Raw genomic sequence first — 21,334 nt, 5'->3', positions numbered from 1 at the left:
CTCAATGGCAATTGACATCGGCCATCGATAATTTCCCATCGCGACAAGCGTCCAGCGTTGGCATCGAACTCACGATCGCGCCAATCGCTCCGATCTCCGGATGCAAGCCACGCGTGAAGCTCAATTTCCCCGGCGTCCGGCCGATATACAAGGCAATCATGCGGCAGCGCTCGACTCCACGCCGCCTCAACAGGATTCACGCATGTCCAACAATATCTTCAGCATTGGTCTTTCCGGTCTGAATGCGGCCCAGTGGGGCCTGACGACGACAGGACAGAACATCAGCAATGCCGCGACGCCCGGCTATACGCTCGAAAAGGTTCAGTATCAGGAAGCAGCCGGCCAATACACCGGCTCCGGCTATCTCGGCAATGGCGTGCAGGCGACCACCGTCACGCGTCAATACAGCCAGTACCTGACGACCCAGGTCAACAATACGCAAGCGTCGAGCGGTGCGGCAAGCACGTACTACTCGCTGATCTCGCAGCTCAACAACCTCGTTGGCGATCCGACCAAGGGCATCGCGACGGGCATCACCAATTACTTCTCCGGCCTGCAGTCCGTCGCGAACTCGGCGAGCAGCACTGCGGTGCGCCAGTCGCTGATGAGCAGCGCGCAGACCCTCGCCGACCAGATCAATTCGGCCGGCGAGCAGTACGACCAGCTGCGCCAGAGCGTCAACACGCAGTTGACGAGCGCGGTCTCGCAGATCAACAGCTACTCGCAGCAGATCGCCGATCTCAACAAGCAGATCGACGTCGCCACGGCCGGCGGCCAGCAGCCGAACCAGTTGCTCGACCAGCGCGATCAGCTCGTCACGAACCTCAGTTCGATGATCGGCGTGCAGGTCGTGTCGCAGGGCAACAGCTACAACGTGTTCATCGGCAACGGGCAGCCGCTCGTGGTCGGCAATACGCAATATGGCTTGCAGACGGTGAATTCGCCGTCGGATCCGAGCGAGCTGACCGTGGCCTTCCAAAGCCGCGACGGCTCGCAGCAGACACCCGCGAACACCCAGTACATCGACAACTCGGCGCTCACGGGCGGCGTGGTCGGCGGTCTCATCTCGTTCCGCTCGCAGACGCTCGACCCGGCCGAAGCGCAGCTCGGCGCCATCGCCACGAGCTTCAGCAGCCAGCTGAACAGCCAGAACAAGCTCGGTCTCGACCTCAACGGCGTCCAGGGCACGGACCTGTTCGCGGCCGGCAGCCCGAACATCGTGACCAACGCGCGCAACCAGGGCACGGGTACCGTGAGCGCATCGATCGTCGACGGCACGCAGCCGCCGACCAACGACTTCGCCGTCACGTACAACGGCACGAATTTCAACGTGACCGATCCGGCCACCGGCAACTCGCTCGGCACGATCGATCCCGGCACCGACAAGACCATCAACGGGCTGAAGATCACCGTGCCGGCCGCCGCCGATGTGAAGCAGGGCGACTCGTTCACGATCCAGCCGACGCGCGCCGCACTCGACGCGTTCAAGCTCACGACGACCAACGGCGCCGCAGTGGCCGCGGCGTCGCCGGCGGTGACCTCGGCGGGCAGTTCGAACACCGGCACGGCGACGATTTCGTCGGCGACGGTCACGAGCGGCTATTCGATGCCGTCGGACATCAAGCTCACGTACAGTGCGTCGGCGGGCGGCTTCACGTCGAGCGTCGATGTGACGGTCGGCAGCACCAGCTACACGGCGGGCACGACCATCCCGTACAACACGTCGAGCGGCCTGACGGTCTCGGCGAACGGCATTTCCGCCACCATCAGCGGCACGCCGAAGGACAACGACGCGTTCACCATCGCGCAGAACAAGGGCGGCACGAGCGACGGCAGCAACGCGCTCGCCATGTCCAACCTGGTCTCGACCAAGTCGTTCAACGGCGGCACCGACACGCTCACGAGCTCGTACGCGAACTACGTGAACACGATCGGCAACCAGACCAACCAGCTCAAGGCAACGAGCACGGCGCAAACCGCGCTGCTCTCGCAAGCCACGACGGCGCAGCAATCGGTGCAGGGCGTGAACCTGAACGAAGAAGCGGCCAACCTGATTCAGTATCAGCAGCTCTATCAAGCGAACAGCAAGGTGATCCAGACCGCCGCGACGCTGTTCCAGTCGCTGCTCGGCATGTTCAACTGAGGCACAACGCGATGCGCATTTCCAGTTCCCAGTACTTCAACATGAACGTCGCTTCGATGAGCGACCAGCAAAGCACGCTCGCGTCGATGTATCAGCAGATCTCGTCGGGCAAGCGCATTCTCACCGCGTCCGACGATCCGCTCGGCGCCGCGCAGGCCGTGCAGCTGACCCTGAAGAGCGGCGCGCTCGCGCAATACAGCACGAACCAGACGACGGCGCTGTCTTCGCTGCAGCAGGAAGACTCCACGCTCGGCACCGTGAGCAGCGTGCTCCAAAGCATTCAGACGAAGGTCGTGCAGGCCGGCGACGGCTCGCTCACCGATGCGGACCGCACCTCGGTTGCAACCGCGATCCAGGGGTTGCGCGACCAGCTCTTCGGCCTGGCGAACACCACGGACAGCAACGGCAACTACATCTTCTCCGGCCTGAAGGGCAGCACGGCGCCGTTCACCAACAATTCGTCTGGCGTCGGCACGACCTATTCGGGCGACTTCGGCCAGCGCTCGGTGCAGATCAGCGAAGGCCGTTCGATTTCGGTGGGCGACACGGGCGTATCGATCTTCCAGAGCGTCTCGCCGACGGAAAGCGATCCCGTCTCGAGCGCCGGCAGCCAGAACACCGGCACCGGCACGGTCAGCGCCGTGAGCGTCACCGACGCCAGCAACGCCGGCAACGCGAGCCAGTACAAGATCACGTTCGCCGTGTCGGCAACGGACGGCACGACGACCTATTCGGTCGAATCCACACCGCCCGACACCACGCTGCCGACCAACGTGGCTTATACGGGCAAGACGGACATCAAGCTGGGCGGCCAGAGCGTGACGGTCGACGGCACGCCCGGCAACGGCGACACGTTCACCGTGCAACCGGCGGCCACCGACAACAACGATATCTTCGCGACGCTCGACAACATCGTGGCGGCGCTCAAGCAGCCGACTGGCACGCCGGGCGCGCAGGCCGCGCTGACGAACGCATTGAGCACGGCCGGGACCAAGGTCAACAACACGTTCAACAACGTGCTGGCGGCGCAGACGGTAGTGGGCGGGCGTGAACAGGAAGTGCAGTCGACGCAGACGTCGATGCAGACCAGCCAGACGCAGACGGCAAGCGACATGGCCAATCTCACGAGCATCGATCTGGTGTCGGCGATCAGCTCGTACGAGCTGACGCAGACCTCGCTGCAAGCGGCCCAGATGGCGTTCTCGCAGATTCAGAAGATGTCGCTGTTCGATTACATCGGGAGTTGATTGAGGCGGCGTTTGCCAGGCCTTGATCTTGAGGAGCATCGCGGAAACGCGATGCTCTTTTTTATTGGCGCATGACAGGTGGGTGTGCTTTCACCCCGCCAGCCGATCCGGGCGGACGGATCCGGGGCTCGCTGCTAGGTGGGGAGTTTTGGATTGAAGGTAGAGACTTCGCCCTGCTGCTTGATGACGTTGTTCCCGTCAATGTTGCTCTGATTAACGGCGTTGGTTGTCTTCGTCGCGCCTCCTGACACCAGCGAATAGCGAAGCTGGCTTCGATCGATCTTCTGCATCGTGACTGACTGATGTTGGTGCATGACTCTTCCTTTATAAGAATTGGACGATGGGAATTCGTCAGGCGGCAGACTACAGCGATCCAACGTCGAAGGCGTTACGGAAATTCCGAGATATCGTTGCCTGATGGCATAAGCCGGAACAGGTCAATGAGCGCGTCAGTGCATCGCGCCGGCAATGCGCCCGATTTGCCCGAGCCCCACGTCGAAGATGCGCTGGAAGAACGGCATCAGGTTCGGCACCATGAGTTGCAGCAGCAACAAGCCGACCAGCATGGTCACCGGAAAGCCGACCTGAAAGATGCCGATCTGCGGCGCGGCCCGGTTCAGAATCCCGAGCGCGAGGTTGGCAGTGAGCAGCGCGGCGACGATCGGCAGCGCAAGCAGCAACCCTGTGGAAAAGACGCTGGCGCCATAGCCTACCAGCACGCGCCAGCCCTGCGCATGCGCGGCCGAGGCGACGACGTTCACATCCACCGGTACGCTCTGGAACGTGGAGACCAGCGCGCTGATCAGTTGCAGATGGCCGTCGAACACGAGGAAGGCGAGCATCGCCAGCGTGTTGAGATAGCGTGACACGACCACCGCGTTGCCGCCGGCGCGCGGATCGTAGAGCATCGCGAAGCCGAGGCCCATCTGTTGGCCGATGAACTCGCCCGCCGCATCCACGGCCGCGAATGCCACCTGCATCGTCATGCCGATGGCCGCGCCAATCAGAAACTGGTTGACGATGATCCAGATGCCCGCTGACGAGAACACCGTCACCTGCGGCATGGCGCCGAGCGTCGGCGCGATGATCAGCGCGATGAACGCGGCGAGCGCGATCTTCACGCGCATCGGGATCGCCATGTGGCTCAGCACCGGCGCCGTGCCGATCACCGCAAGAATGCGTACGAACGGCCACAGGAACGCCGTGAGCCAGCCGTTGAGTTGCGCATAGGTGACGGAGAACATCGAGACGCTCAGCCCGTGATCGCGGGCGTGATGGTGAAGACGTGACGCATGTAGTCGAGCAGCGTCGAGAGCATCCAGGGTCCGGCGATCACCAGCGTGACCGCCACCGCGATCAGCTTCGGAATGAACGAGAGCGTCGATTCATTGATCTGCGTGGCGGCCTGGAACAGGCTCACCACCAGACCCACGACCAGCGCGACCAGCAGCAGCGGCGCGGCCAGCAACAAGGCGACGTACATCGCCTGATGGGCCATCGTCATGACGGATTCTGGCGTCATCTGTCGATCCTCAGGAAACGAAGCTCTGCGCGAGCGAGCCGATCAGCAACTGCCAGCCGTCGACGAGCACGAACAACATCAGCTTGAACGGCAGCGCGATGGTGGTCGGCGACACCATCATCATGCCCATCGACATCAGCACGCTCGCCACCACCATGTCGATGATGAGGAACGGGATGAAGATCGTGAAGCCGATCTGGAAACCGGTCTTCAGCTCGCTCGTGACGAACGAGGGCACCAGCAGCGAGAGCGGCACGTCCTCGGGACCGTTCATCGGCGCCGCGTGCGAAATGCGCGCGAACAGCGCGAGATCCGCCTCGCGGGTCTGCTTCAGCATGAACTGCTTGAACGGTGCGACGCCGCGCGTCATGGCCTGATCCATTGCGATCTGGCCTTCGGAAAAGGGCTTGTAGGCGTCGTTGTAGGCTTTGTCGAGCACCGGCGACATCACGAAGAACGAGAGGAACAGTGCGAGGCCAACGAGCACCTGGTTCGGCGGCGTGCTGGTCGTGCCGAGCGCCTGGCGCAGCAGCGACAGCACGATGATGATGCGCGTGAAGCTCGTCATCATCAGGACCATCGCGGGGAGGAACGAGAGCATCGTCAGCAGCAGCATCGTCTGCACGCTGAGCGAATAGGTCGTGCCGCCGTTCGGGCCGGGGCTGGTGTTGAAAGCGGGCAGGCCCGCGGTGCTTTGTGCGAAGGCGAGATACGGCATCAGACCGATCACGACCGGAAGCGCGAGCTTCACGCCGCGCACGATGTTGCGACTGACCCGCATTACTTGCTCCCGCCGACGAACTGCTTGAGACGCTTGCCCGCGATGCCCGCAAGGACATCGACGAACCGCTGACCGTGGAAAACGATGAAGGTGATAGCCATGAAATCCTGCCTCTTTCGATAGGCTGAATTGTTGACTATCCGGGGGCGGGACGATGACGCGAACAGAGGGGAAAACCCGCGCTAACTCGTTCTATTGCGGGCGGGACCGTAAACGCACATCGGGCGTGGTCCTCGCGGAGCACGCCCGATGCGGATGACCGTCGCGTTATTTGACGAACTTCTGCAGGCGCTTGTTCGCTTCGCCGGCGAGGGCGTCGCGGAAGCGCTGGCCGAAGCCGCCGGACAAGGCTTGCGAAGCGCCGGGCGCGGCAACGCCGATACCGTCCACTTCCGCGGAACCGGCGGGCATCGTGTGCAGCAGGCGCACGTTGCCGGGACCGGCGCCCAGCACGAGCCAGGTATCGCCCACTTCGATGACCGCAACGCGTTCCTTGTTGCCGAGCGACGCGCCGCCGATCACTTTCACGAGCCCGCTGCGCTTGCCGCCCTGATAGCCGAACTTGCGCGCGAGCCACGCGCAGCCGAACACGAAGCCGATCACGACCGCGAGCCCGACGAGCGTCTGCAGGACCGCGCCGAAACCGAGCGACGGCACCGCGGTGCCCGCGCCGACGCCGGAGGCGATCTGCGCGGCGTGGTTCACCGCGTTCATGTCGGCGGCGTGGGCAAGCACAGGCAGAAGGAAAGGCGCGGCGAACAGCAGCGCGACGGCCACGCGTTTCATCGATTCAGCTTCCGGATGCGTTCAGACGGCGTGATGATGTCGGTCAGGCGGATGCCGAACTTGTCGTTGACGACCACCACTTCGCCCTGTGCGATCAGGCAGCCGTTGACCAGCACGTCCATCGGCTCGCCGGCGAGGCCGTCGAGTTCCACGACCGAGCCCTGCGCCAGTTGCAGCAGGTTGCGGATGGCAATCTTCGTGCGCCCGAGTTCCACCGTCATCTGCACGGGGATGTCGAGAATCATGTCGATGTCGTTGCGCGTGGACGGCGCCGCGGCCTTCGACAAGGGCTGGAACACGCCGGCCGATGCCACCGCCGGCGCCTCGTTGCCGTTCTGTTCGGCGAGGGCGCTGGCCCAGTCGTCCATGGCTGCGTCGTCGGCCTTGATATCCGCGCCGGGCAACGTGCCTTCCTGCATCAGGTCACTCATATCCACCTTCCTTCATCGTATCGCTCGCGCTGACCATTTTTTGCACGCGCAGCGCGTATTGCCCATTGAAAATTCCGTAGCCGCACTCCATCACCGGCACGCCATCCACCTTCGCCGTGACATGCTCGGGGATGTCGATCGGCAGCACGTCGCCGGCGCGCATGTTCAGCAGCTGTTCGAACGACGAGCGGATTTCAGCGAGATCCACCGTCAGCTCCACTTCGGCCGACTGCACCTGCTGCGACAGCACCCGCACCCAGCGGCGGTCCACTTCGAGCGCTTCGCCCTGGATGGGCGAGGACAGCACGTCGCGGATCGGCTCGATCATCGAGTAAGGCATGCAGATGTGAAGCGTGCCGCCCGTCGAGCCGAATTCGATCGTGAATTGCGTGACGATGACGATCTCGTTCGGCGTCGCGACGTTGGCGAACTGCGTGTGCATCTCCGAACGCATGTATTCGAACTGGAGCGGTTTCACGCTGCGCCACGAAGTCGCGTAGTGCTCGAACACCAGGTTGAGCAGCTTGCTGATGATGCGCTGCTCGGTCTGCGTGAACTCGCGTCCTTCGACGCGTGTATGGAAGCGCCCGTCGCCGCCGAACAGGTTGTCGACCACGAAGAACACCAGATTCGGGTCGAACACGAACAGCGACGTGCCGCGCAAGGGCTTCACGTGGACCAGGTTGAGGTTGGTCGGGATCGGCAGGTTACGGGTGAATTCGCTGTACTTCTGCACTTTCACCGGGCCCACGGAGATTTCCGCCGACCGCCGCATGAAGTTGAAGATGCCCACGCGCATCAGGCGCGCGAAGCGGTCGTTGATGATTTCGAGGCCGGGCATCCGGCCGCGGACGATGCGTTCCTGCGTCGCGATGTTGTAAGGACGGACACCGACGGGTTTGGTCTCGTCGGAGACCTGGTCGATTTCGCCGGTGACGCCCTTGAGGAGGGCATCGACCTCCTCTTGCGACATGAACTCTTCGTGGCCCATGAATATTGACTCGCTGATGCGCGTTACTGAACGACGAACTCGGTGAACAGCACTTCTTCGACGCGCACCGGCTTTTCGGCCGTGCTCGCGGCCGTCTCGACGGCGGCACGCAGTTCGTTGGCGAGCTGTTTCTTGCCGTCTACGGTGGCGAGGTCGTCGGGACGCTTGCCCGACAGCAGAAGCAGCACGCGGCTGCGGACCTCGGGCATGTGCTCGGTGACCAGCAATTGCACCTTCTCGTCGTGCAGCTTGAGCGTGAGGCCCGCGCGCAGGTAGTGCATGGTGCCGTCGTCGGACTGGAGGTTCACGGTGAGCGAATCGAGCGGGAAGAACACGGGCGGCGGCTCCGGAGCGGGCTTGGCCGGGCCGTGGTTCTTGCCGAGCAAGAAGTAGGCGCCGCCGGCACCCGCGCCGAGCAGAACCATCGCGCCAATGGCGATGATCAGGATCTTCTTGAGCTTGCCGCCCTTGGCGGGAACGATGGGTTGCTGGTTTGCGGTCGTGGTAGCCATGAATGCGTGCCTCTTTCGATAGGGTGAATTGTTGGCTATCGCGGTGTAAAGCGATGGGTCGAACAGAGGGGGGATTAGGGGTTATTCCATCTGATTGATGGAACCCTTGCGCCGGGCGGGGTTTGAAGGGTTAACGGGGGATTGGCGGAAAACTGTTGGGCGCCGGCGGAAGGGAGGAGGGTGGTGGACGGCGAGGCGGGCGGGTAAGCGGGGCGACGGCGCAGCGCGCGCGGCCGCCTCGCGTTTCAAGCCTGGTCAGGTTGGCCGGCTGTCAGGAACCGCTCCACAGGCTGGAGAATGCGTTCGCAAGCGTCTGGAGGATGCTGGCGAGAGGCGAGGACGAACTTTGCGTGGCGTCAGTCGGTGATTGCGGTGTGGATGCGAAGGGCGACTGGGTCGTGCTGCCCGACGCATTAGCGGTTGAGGTAGTCGGTGGATTCGTCGAGGCGTTTCCGTCGAGCGAGGAGATGGCGGTCTGAATGGAGTCTGAAACCGTACAGGTCGCGGCGGCGTATTCCTGCAGCGGATTGCCGTCGCTGACTGTTCCCACGACGACGCCGTTGCTGTCGACGAGCGGTCCGCCGGAGTCGCCCAGGAACCAGACCGATTGCACCGCCCAAAAGGTTCCTGCGCTCTCTGAATCCGGACCGATGCTATTGAACGTGATGGGTGACGTGACGTATGCGCTCTGCGGCAACATCGCCAAGCCGAAAATATTCAGCGCGGCAGCCACGAGCAGGAATTGAGGCGTTTGCCGATAAACCACTACCGCATCATTCGTGAAATCGGAGACCTTCGGCGCCGTACACTTGGGCGGAAGTTTCAGGATCTGCGTTCCGGTGGGAACAACCGGTTGCTGCAGTTTGATGACCGCGATGTCGCTGTTCGGAATGCGTGCCCAGCCCGTATTCTCCACGGTGGACGCCGCTTCCTGAGACGAGGAGAAAGCGCTCCCGTATGCGACGCTGATCGATGTCACCGGGCTCGGTACCGTCAGACAATGTTGCGCGGTAATCACAACATCTGGGCTGACGAGGGCGCCCGCGCAGTCGTTTATGATGTTGATGTGGAGCTTGACGTAAGCACCGGCGTAATCGGTTGCAGCAGCGTGTGTCAGTCCGGAAAATAACGTGGATCCAAGAAGCGAAAATAATTGGATATTTCTCTTGAACATGATCGGATAAATATTTCATAGATGCAGCACTCAAGATGAAAAGCTTCAGGCGCGTTTCCTCCTGTAATTCCAAGATTCGCGAATCGCTTGAAAAAGGCCGGTTTTCCACGCTTTGTTTTTATTGCCGCAACGGACGGGCGAATCTGGAGATTCGTGTCAGCCCTCTTGCGCCATTGGTTTGAAAAATGCCACCGTTTACAAAAGTGTTGGCGAAATATTCATCACTCGACGGTTCTGGAAAGTATCAAGAAGGATTAAATAGATTCGTCAGGAAATTCACAAAATCGAGAATCAAATTCGACGAATCTGACGACGAATCCTGTGCTGCATTGTCCTGTTGTTGCGGTTGCGGCGAAACGCCAGTTGAACTGAATGGCGATTGCGTCGTGCTGCCGACCGACGCGTTTTGTAAAGCACTGACGATAAGTGGCCAGGAGTTGCCGTTGAGATAAGCCATGCCGCTTTGAATCGAGTCGGTGACCGTACACACCACAGAGGCGAACTCGGCGGTCGAGTTGGGGAGATCGGCAGGCGTGCCGAGGAAACTCGCTATCCCGATCAAGAAACCGTTACCATCGACAAGGGGGCCGCCAGAATCACCAAACATCCAGGCTGGTTGTACCACCCAGTAAGTTCCTGGGTAGGGTGCGCCTGAAAACAACGGTGCGGCTCCTACTTCAATACCTGTAACGGGCGATGTTGCGTAGCTCCATGCCGGCAAGAGTACCGTGTTCCAAACCCGGAGTATGGCAACGTCGAATATATTTGCGGGATTGGTCGTCTGACGATAAATTACGGCAGGGTCAGAGTTAAAGTCGGAAATCTGCGGCGATGTACATTTGGGAGGAAGCTTCAGAATTTGAAATCCCAGAGCGCTAACGGGCTGTTGCAGCTTGATGAGTGCTATGTCAATTCCGGGAATCTTGACCCATCCCTTGCCCTCTTCAGTGGATACAGCTTGCTGAGAAGACGAAAAGCTGCTGCCATAAGAGACAGTAATTGCACTGATGCTGTTCGCTTCGACCAGGCAGTGCTGTGCCGTAGCCACGATAGTGTTGCTAATAAGTTCGCCTCCGCAAATGTTTCCGGACGGGCCAAACGTAAGCTTGACGTATGCGCCGGAATAATCAGTAGCCGCGGCATGCGTCAGCCGAGAAATCCCCACAGAAAAGATGAAGAGAAGGGTAATTAAATTTCTAATCCACATTATGTGTGCGTCCCGGTTCGAGAGTAATGCAGACGAAGCGTCGAAATGCGGCCCCCTCACTGAACACTTGTCAATGAAGCAGCTGTGACTTTGTTTTCAAACGGCTCACACCGACGCTTCATGGTGTCGAATTCAGGTCAACCGCCAAGTCATTTCACCTGAGCGATTCCTCAGATATCTGATTGTTGCTCCTTGGTAATGCTGAAATCGAGTGCGGGTTTCAAAACGTTGTGAAACAAAATCGCGTGGAGATCCTGGCTCTGTAAAATCGAGAGAGATTCTGTTTTCAAGAGGTGGCGCGCGGTTTACAGCATTAAGCCATAAAACTTGGCAAGCGGTTCCGAAATATGAATTTCGACTTTCGAGAACGCCTTATGCGTCTGGATTGCAACATTCGTGCATCCAAATGATGCAAACGTGAATAGGGCTGTCACACGTCTGACTTTTTGCACTGGATGGATTAGTCAACCGAGGGATTGAAAAGGCGGGAAAAACAGCCTGCAACGAGTGAACGGACACCGCCCTGAAGAGACGATGCGCGGCCGATGCAGATAATCGTCCGTGCTCTTCAATTACGCGTGATGAGACAACTGGAGGCAAAATATACGCCAGCGTTTCTCGTTCGTTTCGGCAGGCGTTTCTAAAAAGGGTTTGTCCGCCTCTGGCGAGTCGGCCTTATGCTTCTCTTCGCTATGCACGGAGAGGTTCAACGGTGACTTTCGCTCGGAGCCGGCGGCACGCAAACCGTCGATGAATCGCGCCGGAAACCCGGCGCGATGCTTATCGGTCAGGCAAACGTATCGACCAGCCCGACGGTACGCCGCACCGGCACGCTCACACTTGCCGTGCCGATATCGTCCACTCCGCCAACACCGCCCGTTCCACGCCCACTGCCCGAGCCTGACCCCGAGCGCCCGTCGCCGCCTTGCTGCTGCGACTGCCGCGCGAACGCGGAGCCATCGGAAACGGACGCGCTGCCAAGGCTGATCCCGTTCGCTTCCATCGCCTCGCGCAGCTTCGGCATGGCGGCTTCGACCGCGTCCCGCACCTGCGCGTGCTGCGATACGAACAACGCGTGCGCGTGATTCTCGGAGACCTGCAGCGTGACCTGCAGCGGACCGAGGTCCTTCGGATTGAGCGTCAGCTCCGCACTTTGCTGGTCGGACTTCGACACGAACACCACTTTCTGGCTGAACGCATCGTCCCAGCCGGACGAGCCGACATGCGGCGCGATTGCCGCGCTGGTGGACGCCGCTACCGAGCCTTGCGGGCCCGAGACGGTCGAACTGGCCGAAGCCGATTGCATCGCCACCGCGTGGGCAGCGGCGTCCGCCGCCTGCTTGTATGCGGCGGTCGCGGCGTCGGCGGGCATCGCCGGGGCAGACTGACCACCGGCGAGCGCCGCGACATCGGTTTGCGCGGTGGCTGCATGAGCGTCGGCGCTTGCGTTTGCTGCGGACGTCAGCCCGATCAGCGCCGAGCCCTTGCCGCCCTTGGCGAGCAGACCAGTCTGCTCGTCGCCACCCTTGCCGACTTCGCGCGCCGCACCGGTCGCAACGTTCGCCGGCAACGCGGCGGGCGTCTGCTGGTTCAGCGCGGCAAGCGCCGCCTGCAACGCATCCTGCGCCGATTTTGCATCGCCGCTTTTCTGGGTGCCGTCGGTGGATTTCGTATCGTCGGTCGCGCTCGTCGCCATAGCGGCGGCCGCATCGGTGAGGTCCGCGAGTGTCGGATCGGTGTCGTCGGCGGCATTGGCTGCGTCCGCGCGTGCCTTGGCTTTGGCCTGCGCGGCCGCCGCCGTATCCTGCGCGGAGCCTGCGGACTGCGCGGCCGGCTTCGATGCATCGGCCGTCGCGGACTTGCCCGGACGCGACGCCGCGCCCGTCTTCACGCTCGCATCGGCGTGATCGGTCTTGTCGGCTTGCGACGCGCTCTGCGTATCGGTGGCGTCATCGGTTTTCGACGCGACGTCGGAACGGTCGTCGGGCTTGGGCGCGTCATGCACGCTCGACGTATCGCCCGATTGCTGTGACGAGTCGGCCAGCGCGCGGGCGGCCTGTGCATCGGCGTTGGCGCGGTCGGTGATGCCCTGCAGCGTCAGGCCGAACGAAGCGCCCGCGCTCGCTACGCGCTGCGCCGTGGTCTTGCTCGAAGACGAGGCGCCCGACAGCGCGCCAAGGAAAGAAACGGAGGACATGCGTAGCCTCTGGAAATCGGTGGGAGTGTTTGATCGGTCAGGACGAAGCGCGCTCGGCGCGCATGCGCAGGATCTTGGCCGCGTGCTCGTCGGCCTCGCGCTGTTCGACGCGCGCCGCCTTCTTGGCCAGCACCGCCTCGCCGCGCGCGGCCAGCACTTCGTAACTGCCGAGTTTCTGCTTCTTCATGCGCCAGTCGGGCTTGGCGGCTTCGATGCGCTGATCGGCCATCAAAAGCGCCGTGCGCTGTTGCGCGATCGCCGAATCGAGCGTGTCGACGAACGCCTGGAAATTGCGCAGCGTCTGCGCCGTGGTGCCCTGTTGCGCCGACGCTGTGAAACGCGCGTGATATTCGTCCCGGTAGGTGATGAGCGAATTCAGCTGCGCTTCAAGGTCGTTTCGTTCCTGCTGGAGCTTGCCGAGTTTCTTCGTCGCTGCGTCGAGTTCTTCTCCCGCGAGTTCGATGAGGGTGTTGATCGGCAGATTCTTGGACATGGCGTGACGGTCCCGTATGGTCTTTTGGCTTTCTTCTGACTAATGAACTGGATACTAGTCGAAAACTATTCGAAGAGTTGATTCAACATGTCGATGCTCGGCTCGAACGGCGCCTGCTCCCTGAAACCCTGCTGCAGGAACGCCTCCATGCGCGGATACAGCGCAATCGCCCGGTCGAGCAACTGATCGCGGCCGCTCGAATACGCGCCCACGTTGATCAGGTCCTTGTTGCGCTGGTAACGCGACAACATCTGCTTGAACAGGCGCACGCGCTCGAGATGGCGGTCGTCGATGAGCGAGGTCATCGCGCGGCTGATCGACTGTTCGATGTCGATCGCGGGATAGTGCCCCGCCTCCGCCAGCGAGCGGTTCAGCACGATGTGGCCGTCCAGAATGGCCCGGGCCGAGTCGGCAATCGGGTCCTGCTGGTCGTCGCCTTCGGTGAGCACGGTGTAGAACGCGGTGATCGAGCCGCCGCCTTCCGGGCCGTTGCCGGTGCGCTCGACGAGTGCCGGCAGCTTCGCGAACACGGAAGGCGGATAGCCCTTGGTCGCCGGCGGCTCGCCGATGGCCAGCGCGATTTCGCGCTGCGCCATCGCGTAACGCGTCAGCGAATCCATCAGCATCAGCACGTGCTTGCCCTGGTCGCGGAAATATTCGGCGAGCGACGTCGTGTAAGCGGCGGCCTGCATGCGCAGCACCGGCGAGACGTCGGCGGGCGCGGCCACCACCACCGAGCGCGCGAGGCCGTCTTCGCCCAGGATCTGCTCGATGAATTCCTTCACTTCGCGGCCCCGTTCGCCGATCAGCCCGATCACGATCACTTCGGCGCTCGTGTAGCGCGCCATCGTGCCGAGCAATACCGACTTGCCGACGCCCGAACCCGCGAACAGGCCCATGCGCTGCCCGCGTCCGACCGTCAGCAGCGAATTGATCGCGCGCACGCCGACGTCGAGCACCTTGTGGATCGGCTCGCGGTTGAGCGGGTTGATGACCTTCGCCGACAACGGCGCGTCGACGCGCGCATTGAGCGGGCCGAGACCGTCGAGCGGACGGCCCGACGCATCGACCACTCGGCCGAGCATTTCCCAGCCGACCGGCAGGCGCTTGGCGCCTGCCATCGGATCGTTGATCGGCGCGCTTTCGAGCGGATAGACGCGCGCGCCCGGCAGCAGACCGGCCACTTCGGTGGTCGGCATGAGGAACAGCTTGTCGCCCGAAAAGCCGACGACTTCGGCTTCGGCGCTCGGAATCGCACTGCCGGGCGGCAACTCGATCATGCATTCGGAACCGACACCCATTTTCAGGCCGACCGCTTCGAGCACCAGACCGGCGGCGCGCGTCAGGCGGCCGCACGGACGCAGCGGCTTGGCGAGCGCGCTGCGCACGCGCAGGGCGTCGATCTTGTCGCGCCACGCGTCGATGTGCGGATTGCCGGCGAGTTGGGCGAGTTCGGCGATGGTGCGCGCGGCGAGTTCTTCCGGCGTGGGCTCGTCGGCGGCTTCATCGGCGGCGAGCGGGCCGAACGACGCGCGCGCCAGTTCCTGTTCGAGCGCGCTCAGGCCGTCTTGCGTGATGCGGTGCGCGTGCGGGTTCCCGTGCACGGCGGACGATGCGGGTTGATTTACCACGGCTTGTGTCTCCCGAGGGCAGCCACGACGCGCTCCCAGCGCGACACATTGGTCGAGTCGACTTCGCCCGTCGCCGCATGCGCCTTGCAGCCGCCGCGCTCGACGATCGGGTCGGGGCGCACGATCCAGCCGGCGCCTTCGAGTTCATCCTTCAGATAGGCATCGACGACCGGCATGTCGGCCGGATTGACGATCAACGTCGGCGCGCCCGACAGCTCCGGTTCCGCCGCGATCACCTCGCGCGCCACCGCGACCAGCGCGGTCGGATCGAGCGCGAGATGCTGGCGCACGACCTGTTGCGCGATATCGACCGCCAGTTCGGCGAGCGCTTCCGCGATGGCCGCATCCGCCGCCTGCAACGCGGTCTTGAACGAATCGGCGATCTCGGCGAGACGCGCGGCCTGCGCCAGCGCTTCCTTGCGGCCGTCTTCGAAGCCCTTCGCCTGGCCTTGTTCGTAGCCCGCCTGATAGCCAAGCGCCTGGCCCGCGACGTGACCCTTGGCGAGACCCTGTGCGTGCGCGTCTTCCTCGACGCGGCGCAGGTGCGTCTCGAGCGCGGCCTGTTCCGCCGCGCTGTTGTCGACGGTGACGTTGACGGGATCGAAGGACGCCATCTCCCAGCGCTGGTACGCCGAAAGCGAAGCGTTGCCCGGACCCTTCTGCGCGCGCGCGTCAGACATATGCATCCTCCGCCTTGCCGCCTAATTGGATCTGGCCGTTTTCCGCGAGGTTGCGGACGATCTGCAGGACCTTGCGCTGCTGCTGCTCCACTTCCGAGACGCGCACCGGACCGCGCGAATCCAGGTCTTCGGCGAGCAGTTCGGCTGCGCGCTGCGACATGTTCGACAGGAATTTCTGGCGCAGCGCCGGCTGCGCGCCCTTCAGCGAGACGATCAGCGTCTCGGACTCCACTTCCTTCAGCAGCAGCTGGATCGCACGGTCTTCGAGGTCGAGCAGGTTCTCGAACACGAACATCTGGTCGATGATCTTCTGCGCAAGCTCCGCGTCGTACTCGCGGACGTTCGAGATCACGCCTTCCTCATGGTTGCTCGACATGAAGTTGAGAATCTCGGCCGCCGTGCGGATGCCGCCCATCGGCGCGCGCTTCAGGTTGTCGCTGCCGGAGAGGAGCGTGGTCAGCACGTCGTCGAGTTCGCGCAGCGCGGCGGGCTGGATGCCGTCGAGCGTCGCGATGCGCAGCAGCACGTCGTTGCGCAGGCGGTCGGTCAGCAGCGAGACGATTTCCGACGCCTGGTCGCGGTCCAGGTGGACGAGGATCGTCGCGATGATCTGCGGATGCTCGTTCTTGATCAGTTCCGCGACCGCGCCCGAGTCCATCCACTTGAGGCCTTCGATGCCGCTGGTATCGCTGCCCTGCAGGATCCGGTCGATCAGCGCGCCGGCCTTGGTTTCGCCGAGCGCCTTGGTCAGCACCGAGCGGATGTACTCGCTCGAATCGAGCGACAGCGCCGTGTGCTGCTCCGCCTCGCTGACGAATTCGGTCAGCACGTTGTCGAGCTGCTCGCGCGTCACGTTCTTCAACGCCGCCATGGTCGCGCCGATCTTCTGCACCTCGCGCGGCGCGAGATACTTGAAAACTTCGGCGGCTTCTTCCTCACCGACGGACATCAGGAGGAGAGCGGCTTTATTCAGGCCTTCAGCGTTCATCGGACACCCAGTTCTTGACAACCGTCGCAACGATTCTCGCGTCCTGACGCGCCACCATGCGCGCGTAGTCGAGATTGCGATCGAATTTGGCTTTCTTGCTTTCGTGACCGAGGAGACTGACCTCGGCATCCTTGTCTTCATCGTCCGTCTTCGCGCCGCCGGCCGCGGGGCCGTCGAGCAGCGAGAGTTCGTCCGGTGCGGCGAGCGACGGCGCGATTTCGGGCGGCGGCGGGAACGCGCGGCGCATCGCCGGCTTCACCATGCTGAAGTACAGGAACAGCCCGACGATGCCGATGCCCAGATACTTCGCCGCCTGGATGCCCATGCCGATCGACTCCGGCGTCTTCCACCACGGCACGTCCGGCGTCACGTTCAGGTCGGCGGAGAACGCGCTGTTGACCACGTTCACCGAGTCGCCGCGCTTGTCGTCGAAGCCCATCGCGTCCTTCACGAGCTGCTGCACCTGCGCGAGCTTGTCGGCGGCGAGCGGCGTCATCGTCACGTTGCCCTTGGCGTCGACCTTCTTCTCGTAGTTCACGACCACCGCCACCGACAGGCGCTTGATGCCGCCGGTCGCCTGCTCGAAGTGGCGCACGGTGCGGTCCACTTCGTAGTTCGTCGTGGTGTCCTTGCGCTGGTTCTGCGGCGTGGACCTGGCGCCAGCTGCGCCGGACGCGGCGGCATCGACCGGCGCGGAAGCGGCTTGCGGCGGCTGGTTGGACAGCGCGCCCGGCACGCCGGAGGCGCCGCTGCCCGTGGTTTCGCTGGATTCGCTCGACTGCTGGCTGCGGATCGCGGTGCTCTGCGCGTTGCCGTTCGGGCCGTAGCTTTCGGCGGTCTGCTCGAGCTTCGAGAAATCGATGTCCGCGCTGACCTGCGAGCGGGCATTGCCGGCGCCGAACAGCGGCGCGAGGATCGCGTCGATGCGCTTCTGCGTGTTGTGCTCGATCTGCTGCACGTACTTCAGCTGCGACGCGTCGAGGCCGTTGGCGGCGCTCTGGCTGGTGAGCAGGTTGCCGTCCTGATCGACGATATTGACATTCTTGACCGGCATGTCCGCCACGCCCGACGCCACCATGTGCGCGATCGCCACGACCTGGCCTTCGTCGAGCACGCGCCCCGGATACAGATTGACCATCACGGAGGCGGTCGGGAGTTCCTTGTCGCGCACGAACACGCTGGGCTTCGGAATGGCCAGATGCACGCGCGCCGACTTCACCGACGAGATCGAACCGATGGTGCGCTCCAGCTCGCCTTCCAGCGCGCGCTGATAGTTGACCTGCTCGGCGAACTGGCTGATGCCGAACTTCTGGTTGTCCATCAGTTCGAATCCGACCGAACCGGCCTTCGGCAGGCCCTGGCTCGCGAGGCGCAGGCGCGTTTCGTGAACCTGCTCGGCCGGGACGAGGATCGCGCCGCCGCCGTCGGAGAGCTTGTAGGGGATATTGCCCTGCTGGAGCGCGGCAACGATTGCGCCGCCGTCGCGATCCGAGAGATTGGAGAAGAGGACGCGGTAGTCCGGCTGGCGCGACCACATGACGAGGCCGGCGACGACCATCACCAGAATGGCGACGGCGACGATCAGCGGCACGCGCGGGTTCGAGCGGAACTGGTTGAGCATGGGCACGCGCTGCGCGAAGCCGCCGAAGTCGGCGCCGCCTGCGAGGCTCGGGCCTGCCGTTCCGGCCGAGCCGGGTTGTGCGCCCGCCAGGCCCAGTCTGGCATCGGGCGTGATGAGTGAGTTGTTGGGCGTTTCCATTTAGCGTCGAGGCTCCGAATCTTTCGCTTCCACCGCGGCCGCCGCGCTTCTTAAGCGGCGACAGTGGACTTTTCACGATGGGGATTATCCGCAGAAGATTGCAACTCGATTCAGCGAATAGAGCGGGGTTTTCCCCGTTCTTCCCGCGCTTTGAAACGGCACCCGCTGCTAAGCTTTTTCGTACTCGGTGAACCTCCGCAATGGCGGCGCCGAACCCAGGCCACCGCTCTCGTGCGGCGCGGGCCGTCCTGCCTTCGGACGCGATCCGCCGGCTTATCACTGATTTCCGGAGTCAACATGAACTTTCCGATCAATCCGCTCTCGGCCGCGCTGTCCTCCATCCAGTCGATGGCGTCGCAGGCCGCCGGCGGAACGTCTGCCGCAGGCGCCGCGAACGTGGCGACGGGCGCCGTGACAGGTGGCCAGTCGGGCGCGGCCAGCGTGGGCAGCTTCGCCGACGCGCTGAAAACCTCGATCGACAAGATCAGTGACAACCAGACCAAGGCGCTCGGCGAAGCGCATGCGTTTGAAATCGGCTCGCCGAACGTGTCGCTGAACGACGTGATGGTGGACATGCAGAAGGCGAACGTCGGGTTGCAATTCGGCCTGCAAGTGCGCAACAAGCTTGTCTCGGCCTATAACGACGTCATGCAGATCTCGGTCTGACGCGCAGTCCAGCGCCGGATCGAATCGTCCACGGTTGTTCTTCCGACCCTGTCGCCGCCTCCTGAGCCTTGTGTCCTAAAGCTTTGCCGCGTTCCTCCGATAACCCCCATAACAGCACGGCGAACGCCGGTTCGCTCGCCCCGGCGAGCGAGCCGGGCGCCAGCACCGGTTTCCCGCAGGACCGAAACCGGACGGACAGCGGATTGCAGCAGGGCATCGTAAAAGGAGACGCAAGAGATGTATTCCCCAGGACACGCCGGAGCCAGCGCCTACGCACGCGTGGGCGTCCAGACAGGGGTGATGGGAGCGAGCCCGCACCGGCTGATCACGATGCTCTATCAGGGCGCGCGCCAGGCCATCGCACAGGCGCGCATGCACCTCCAGCAGAAGAACATCGGCGGGCGCGGCGCGGCGATCGGGAAGGCCATCAGCATCATCGAGAGCGGCCTGCAGCAGGCGCTCAACAAGGACGCGGGCGGCGAGATCGCGGAACGGCTGGACGCACTGTATACGTACATGTCGCGCCGCCTGCTCGAAGCGAACCTGAAGCAGGACGAGACGATGCTCGTGGAAGTCGACAATCTGCTCGCGACGCTCGAAGAAGCGTGGGTGGGCATCGCACCGGAAGTGGCTCAAATGACCGTAGCGCCCGTATGACGGAAGGCTGCGTCGATTGCCTCGAAAGAATGAAGACGATCCAAGAATATTTCGCCCACTACGAAGCCATTGCGGCGGTCTCCGGCCAGATGCTCGTGGCCGCGCGCGGCGGCGACTGGAGCGAACTGAAGACGTTGCAAGGCACCTACCGCGAGTTGATCGAGCAGCTGAAGGACGTGGATTCCGGCTCGGAGCTCGATGAAAGCGCCCGGGCGCGCAAGCTCGATCTCGTCAAGAAGATCCTGGCCGACGACGCCGCGATCCGCGACCTGACGTCGCCGAGCCTCGCCCGCCTGTCCGCGCTGTTCACGGTGAACAGCCCGGCGCGCGTACTGAAAAAGATGATGGGACTGCGCTGAGCGCAACTGCGCCTGGCCGGAAGCCGGTCACAGCGTACTTGAGGATGTGGGCATGAGTGGACTCGATACTGCGATCGCAAGCTTGCTCGCCAACCGAACCGAGCTCCTGATGTCCGCCCTTCGCGCGCCGAACGGCGTGAGCGGCAGCGGCGTCACCGGCGCGAGCGTCGGACAGACAGGCACGCCGGCCGGCACGTCGCTTGTCGGCGGTACGCCGCAGGCGAGCATCGCGCCGGTGCCGTCGACGCAGACCGCTTTCTCCAGCGTGGCGCGCACGCTCGACGTGATTTCCCGTTTCGGCGGCGCGACGCCGCCCGTCACCGGCGACGCCCCGCTCTGGCCAACGCCGCCCCGTCCCGCCAGCGCCTTCGCGGCGCTTTCCACCGGACTCTTCGACACCGCTTTCTCCGCCAACGCCGCCGCGGTCGCCGCAGCGCGCGCCGCGACGCAGAACCTGCCGCCGCTGCCGGCGGGCGTGCTCGCGGTGGAACTGGCGAAGACCGTCGACGAAAGCGGTCTCTTCTACGAATCTCACCTCGTGCAATGGCTGGCGGGCCAGCGCAGCAGCGCATCGCTCGGCAACGAGCCGCAGGCGCGCGTCGACGCCCGCACGCGCGCGTTGCCGCTCGACTTCGTCAGCGATGCGCTGAGCACTGGCGCAACCGGCGACACCGGTCTCGACGACGCCCGCGCGCCGCAAGCCGCCGCCACGGATTCCCCCGATTTGCCCGATCTGCCCGATTTCCCTGCGCGCGGCGTCGCGACGCCGCAGACGCCCCAGCAGGCGGCCGCGCTCGCGGCATCGGTGCGTGATGCGCCGGCGGCGATGCTGTCGAGTTCACAGGGCACGAACAACGCGTACGGCACAAGCAGTGCGTCCGCCCCGGCCGCGCGGCCGAGCGAACACAACTCGGCGTTGCAGGCATCGGCCGATGCGGGCATTCATCCGGCCACGCTCAATGTCGTGCGCCAGCAGCTCGACATGCTCGCGAACCAGCAGTTCCGCTGGCAGGGCGAGGCGTGGCCCGGCACGCGCTTCGAGTGGGAGATCGCCCGCGAACCGCGCGATCACCGCTCGCTGGACGACGCCGCCGACGAGCGCGCCTGGCG

General features: G+C 63.5%; 23 protein-coding genes. 6 read left to right on the top strand and 17 right to left on the bottom strand.

The features are described 5' to 3' along the window. Position 1 precedes the first annotated feature (1 nt). Positions 2–160 carry a hypothetical protein gene (locus QCE88_RS00615; protein ID WP_309898273.1) on the bottom strand — a complete coding sequence of 53 codons (159 nt, stop codon included), beginning with the start codon at positions 158–160 and terminating at the stop codon, positions 2–4. A gap of 42 nt (positions 161–202) precedes the next feature. Here QCE88_RS00615 and flgK point away from each other — a divergent pair, with 42 nt between their 5' ends. Together flgK and flgL are read left to right on the top strand one after the other, a co-directional pair. After that, positions 203–2,143: a flagellar hook-associated protein FlgK gene (gene flgK, locus QCE88_RS00610; RefSeq protein ID WP_309898271.1), complete on the top strand. Its 1,941-nt coding sequence runs from the start codon at positions 203–205 to the stop codon at positions 2,141–2,143. Between the two features lie 11 nt (positions 2,144–2,154). Beyond that, a complete protein-coding gene (gene flgL / locus QCE88_RS00605) occupies positions 2,155–3,390 on the top strand; it encodes a flagellar hook-associated protein FlgL (RefSeq protein ID WP_309898269.1) in 1,236 nt (411 codons plus the stop codon). 134 nt (positions 3,391–3,524) lie between these two features. Here the strand turns inward: flgL and QCE88_RS00600 are convergent, their stop codons facing one another. From QCE88_RS00600 to fliF, 16 genes are all read right to left on the bottom strand, one after another. After that, the gene (locus QCE88_RS00600; protein WP_309898267.1) at positions 3,525–3,704 is read right to left on the bottom strand and encodes a hypothetical protein; all 180 of its coding nucleotides are present in this window, start codon (positions 3,702–3,704) and stop codon (positions 3,525–3,527) included. 135 nt (positions 3,705–3,839) lie between these two features. Then, positions 3,840–4,634, bottom strand: a complete 795-nt coding sequence (gene fliR / locus QCE88_RS00595; RefSeq protein WP_309898265.1) for a flagellar biosynthetic protein FliR — start codon at positions 4,632–4,634, stop codon at positions 3,840–3,842. A gap of 8 nt (positions 4,635–4,642) precedes the next feature. Next, complete coding sequence (gene fliQ, locus QCE88_RS00590; protein WP_008352562.1) at positions 4,643–4,912, bottom strand: flagellar biosynthesis protein FliQ; 270 nt, start codon at positions 4,910–4,912, stop codon at positions 4,643–4,645. A 10-nt stretch (positions 4,913–4,922) separates the two neighbouring features. Beyond that, entirely contained in the window at positions 4,923–5,630 is a 708-nt protein-coding gene (gene fliP / locus QCE88_RS00585) for a flagellar type III secretion system pore protein FliP (protein ID WP_404984777.1), read from the bottom strand. Between the two features lie 330 nt (positions 5,631–5,960). Beyond that, positions 5,961–6,479 carry a flagellar biosynthetic protein FliO gene (gene fliO / locus QCE88_RS00580; RefSeq protein WP_309898263.1) on the bottom strand — a complete coding sequence of 173 codons (519 nt, stop codon included), beginning with the start codon at positions 6,477–6,479 and terminating at the stop codon, positions 5,961–5,963. Further along, the gene (gene fliN, locus QCE88_RS00575; protein WP_309898261.1) at positions 6,476–6,910 is read right to left on the bottom strand and encodes a flagellar motor switch protein FliN; all 435 of its coding nucleotides are present in this window, start codon (positions 6,908–6,910) and stop codon (positions 6,476–6,478) included. Before fliN ends, fliO begins: the two co-directional genes overlap by 4 nt. After that, on the bottom strand, positions 6,903–7,901 hold the full coding sequence (gene fliM, locus QCE88_RS00570) for a flagellar motor switch protein FliM (RefSeq protein WP_309898259.1): 999 nt from the start codon (positions 7,899–7,901) through the stop codon (positions 6,903–6,905). The genes fliN and fliM overlap by 8 nt, the downstream gene beginning before the upstream one ends. Positions 7,902–7,924: 23 nt before the next feature. Next, the gene (gene fliL / locus QCE88_RS00565; protein ID WP_309898257.1) at positions 7,925–8,413 is read right to left on the bottom strand and encodes a flagellar basal body-associated protein FliL; all 489 of its coding nucleotides are present in this window, start codon (positions 8,411–8,413) and stop codon (positions 7,925–7,927) included. A 271-nt stretch (positions 8,414–8,684) separates the two neighbouring features. Next, positions 8,685–9,587: a trypsin-like serine protease gene (locus QCE88_RS00560; RefSeq protein ID WP_309898255.1), complete on the bottom strand. Its 903-nt coding sequence runs from the start codon at positions 9,585–9,587 to the stop codon at positions 8,685–8,687. A gap of 244 nt (positions 9,588–9,831) precedes the next feature. Continuing rightward, positions 9,832–10,794 (bottom strand): trypsin-like serine protease, encoded by a 963-nt coding sequence (locus QCE88_RS00555; RefSeq protein WP_309898253.1) that lies wholly within the window; start codon positions 10,792–10,794, stop codon positions 9,832–9,834. Between the two features lie 787 nt (positions 10,795–11,581). Further along, a complete protein-coding gene (locus QCE88_RS00550) occupies positions 11,582–12,991 on the bottom strand; it encodes a flagellar hook-length control protein FliK (protein ID WP_309898251.1) in 1,410 nt (469 codons plus the stop codon). Positions 12,992–13,028: 37 nt separating this feature from the next. Beyond that, positions 13,029–13,484, bottom strand: coding sequence for a flagellar export protein FliJ (gene fliJ, locus QCE88_RS00545; protein ID WP_309898249.1), 456 nt, complete (start codon positions 13,482–13,484; stop codon positions 13,029–13,031). 65 nt (positions 13,485–13,549) lie between these two features. Further along, positions 13,550–15,115, bottom strand: a complete 1,566-nt coding sequence (fliI, locus tag QCE88_RS00540; protein ID WP_409017991.1) for a flagellar protein export ATPase FliI — start codon at positions 15,113–15,115, stop codon at positions 13,550–13,552. Beyond that, positions 15,109–15,795 (bottom strand): flagellar assembly protein FliH, encoded by a 687-nt coding sequence (gene fliH, locus QCE88_RS00535; protein ID WP_309898247.1) that lies wholly within the window; start codon positions 15,793–15,795, stop codon positions 15,109–15,111. Before fliH ends, fliI begins: the two co-directional genes overlap by 7 nt. Then, positions 15,788–16,783, bottom strand: a complete 996-nt coding sequence (fliG, locus tag QCE88_RS00530; protein WP_309829522.1) for a flagellar motor switch protein FliG — start codon at positions 16,781–16,783, stop codon at positions 15,788–15,790. The genes fliH and fliG overlap by 8 nt, the downstream gene beginning before the upstream one ends. After that, positions 16,773–18,542, bottom strand: coding sequence for a flagellar basal-body MS-ring/collar protein FliF (fliF, locus tag QCE88_RS00525; RefSeq protein WP_309898246.1), 1,770 nt, complete (start codon positions 18,540–18,542; stop codon positions 16,773–16,775). Before fliF ends, fliG begins: the two co-directional genes overlap by 11 nt. A 297-nt stretch (positions 18,543–18,839) precedes the next feature. Between fliF and fliE the strand changes: the two genes are divergently transcribed. The 4 genes from fliE to QCE88_RS00505 all read left to right on the top strand — a co-directional run. Then, positions 18,840–19,208 carry a flagellar hook-basal body complex protein FliE gene (gene fliE / locus QCE88_RS00520; protein ID WP_309898244.1) on the top strand — a complete coding sequence of 123 codons (369 nt, stop codon included), beginning with the start codon at positions 18,840–18,842 and terminating at the stop codon, positions 19,206–19,208. A gap of 237 nt (positions 19,209–19,445) precedes the next feature. Then, the gene (fliS, locus tag QCE88_RS00515; RefSeq protein ID WP_309898242.1) at positions 19,446–19,865 is read left to right on the top strand and encodes a flagellar export chaperone FliS; all 420 of its coding nucleotides are present in this window, start codon (positions 19,446–19,448) and stop codon (positions 19,863–19,865) included. Between the two features lie 29 nt (positions 19,866–19,894). After that, on the top strand, positions 19,895–20,224 hold the full coding sequence (locus QCE88_RS00510; protein WP_309898240.1) for a flagellar protein FliT: 330 nt from the start codon (positions 19,895–19,897) through the stop codon (positions 20,222–20,224). 109 nt (positions 20,225–20,333) lie between these two features. Next, the coding region (locus QCE88_RS00505) for a flagellar hook-length control protein FliK (protein ID WP_309898239.1) at positions 20,334–21,334 on the top strand (1,001 nt) is incomplete at its 3' end.

Source organism: Caballeronia sp. LZ035 (genome assembly GCF_031451175.1).
In the GTDB taxonomy this organism is placed as follows: domain Bacteria; phylum Pseudomonadota; class Gammaproteobacteria; order Burkholderiales; family Burkholderiaceae; genus Caballeronia.
The sequence above is the reverse complement of the archived record's forward strand: the minus strand, read 5'-3'. Positions and strand labels throughout refer to the sequence as shown.

What these genes read in the sequence shown, in the direction of transcription:
- QCE88_RS00615 (WP_309898273.1), bottom strand. Translation starts at nt 160, where the DNA reads ATGATTGCCTTGTATATCGGCCGGACGCCGGGGAAATTGAGCTTCACG.
- flgK (WP_309898271.1), top strand. Translation starts at nt 203, where the DNA reads ATGTCCAACAATATCTTCAGCATTGGTCTTTCCGGTCTGAATGCGGCC.
- flgL (WP_309898269.1), top strand. Translation starts at nt 2,155, where the DNA reads ATGCGCATTTCCAGTTCCCAGTACTTCAACATGAACGTCGCTTCGATG.
- QCE88_RS00600 (WP_309898267.1), bottom strand. Translation starts at nt 3,704, where the DNA reads ATGCACCAACATCAGTCAGTCACGATGCAGAAGATCGATCGAAGCCAG.
- fliR (WP_309898265.1), bottom strand. Translation starts at nt 4,634, where the DNA reads ATGTTCTCCGTCACCTATGCGCAACTCAACGGCTGGCTCACGGCGTTC.
- fliQ (WP_008352562.1), bottom strand. Translation starts at nt 4,912, where the DNA reads ATGACGCCAGAATCCGTCATGACGATGGCCCATCAGGCGATGTACGTC.
- fliP (WP_404984777.1), bottom strand. Translation starts at nt 5,630, where the DNA reads ATGCCGTATCTCGCCTTCGCACAAAGCACCGCGGGCCTGCCCGCTTTC.
- fliO (WP_309898263.1), bottom strand. Translation starts at nt 6,479, where the DNA reads ATGAAACGCGTGGCCGTCGCGCTGCTGTTCGCCGCGCCTTTCCTTCTG.
- fliN (WP_309898261.1), bottom strand. Translation starts at nt 6,910, where the DNA reads ATGAGTGACCTGATGCAGGAAGGCACGTTGCCCGGCGCGGATATCAAG.
- fliM (WP_309898259.1), bottom strand. Translation starts at nt 7,901, where the DNA reads ATGGGCCACGAAGAGTTCATGTCGCAAGAGGAGGTCGATGCCCTCCTC.
- fliL (WP_309898257.1), bottom strand. Translation starts at nt 8,413, where the DNA reads ATGGCTACCACGACCGCAAACCAGCAACCCATCGTTCCCGCCAAGGGC.
- QCE88_RS00560 (WP_309898255.1), bottom strand. Translation starts at nt 9,587, where the DNA reads ATGTTCAAGAGAAATATCCAATTATTTTCGCTTCTTGGATCCACGTTA.
- QCE88_RS00555 (WP_309898253.1), bottom strand. Translation starts at nt 10,794, where the DNA reads ATGTGGATTAGAAATTTAATTACCCTTCTCTTCATCTTTTCTGTGGGG.
- QCE88_RS00550 (WP_309898251.1), bottom strand. Translation starts at nt 12,991, where the DNA reads ATGTCCTCCGTTTCTTTCCTTGGCGCGCTGTCGGGCGCCTCGTCTTCG.
- fliJ (WP_309898249.1), bottom strand. Translation starts at nt 13,484, where the DNA reads ATGTCCAAGAATCTGCCGATCAACACCCTCATCGAACTCGCGGGAGAA.
- fliH (WP_309898247.1), bottom strand. Translation starts at nt 15,795, where the DNA reads ATGTCTGACGCGCGCGCGCAGAAGGGTCCGGGCAACGCTTCGCTTTCG.
- fliG (WP_309829522.1), bottom strand. Translation starts at nt 16,783, where the DNA reads ATGAACGCTGAAGGCCTGAATAAAGCCGCTCTCCTCCTGATGTCCGTC.
- fliF (WP_309898246.1), bottom strand. Translation starts at nt 18,542, where the DNA reads ATGGAAACGCCCAACAACTCACTCATCACGCCCGATGCCAGACTGGGC.
- fliE (WP_309898244.1), top strand. Translation starts at nt 18,840, where the DNA reads ATGAACTTTCCGATCAATCCGCTCTCGGCCGCGCTGTCCTCCATCCAG.
- fliS (WP_309898242.1), top strand. Translation starts at nt 19,446, where the DNA reads ATGTATTCCCCAGGACACGCCGGAGCCAGCGCCTACGCACGCGTGGGC.
- QCE88_RS00510 (WP_309898240.1), top strand. Translation starts at nt 19,895, where the DNA reads ATGAAGACGATCCAAGAATATTTCGCCCACTACGAAGCCATTGCGGCG.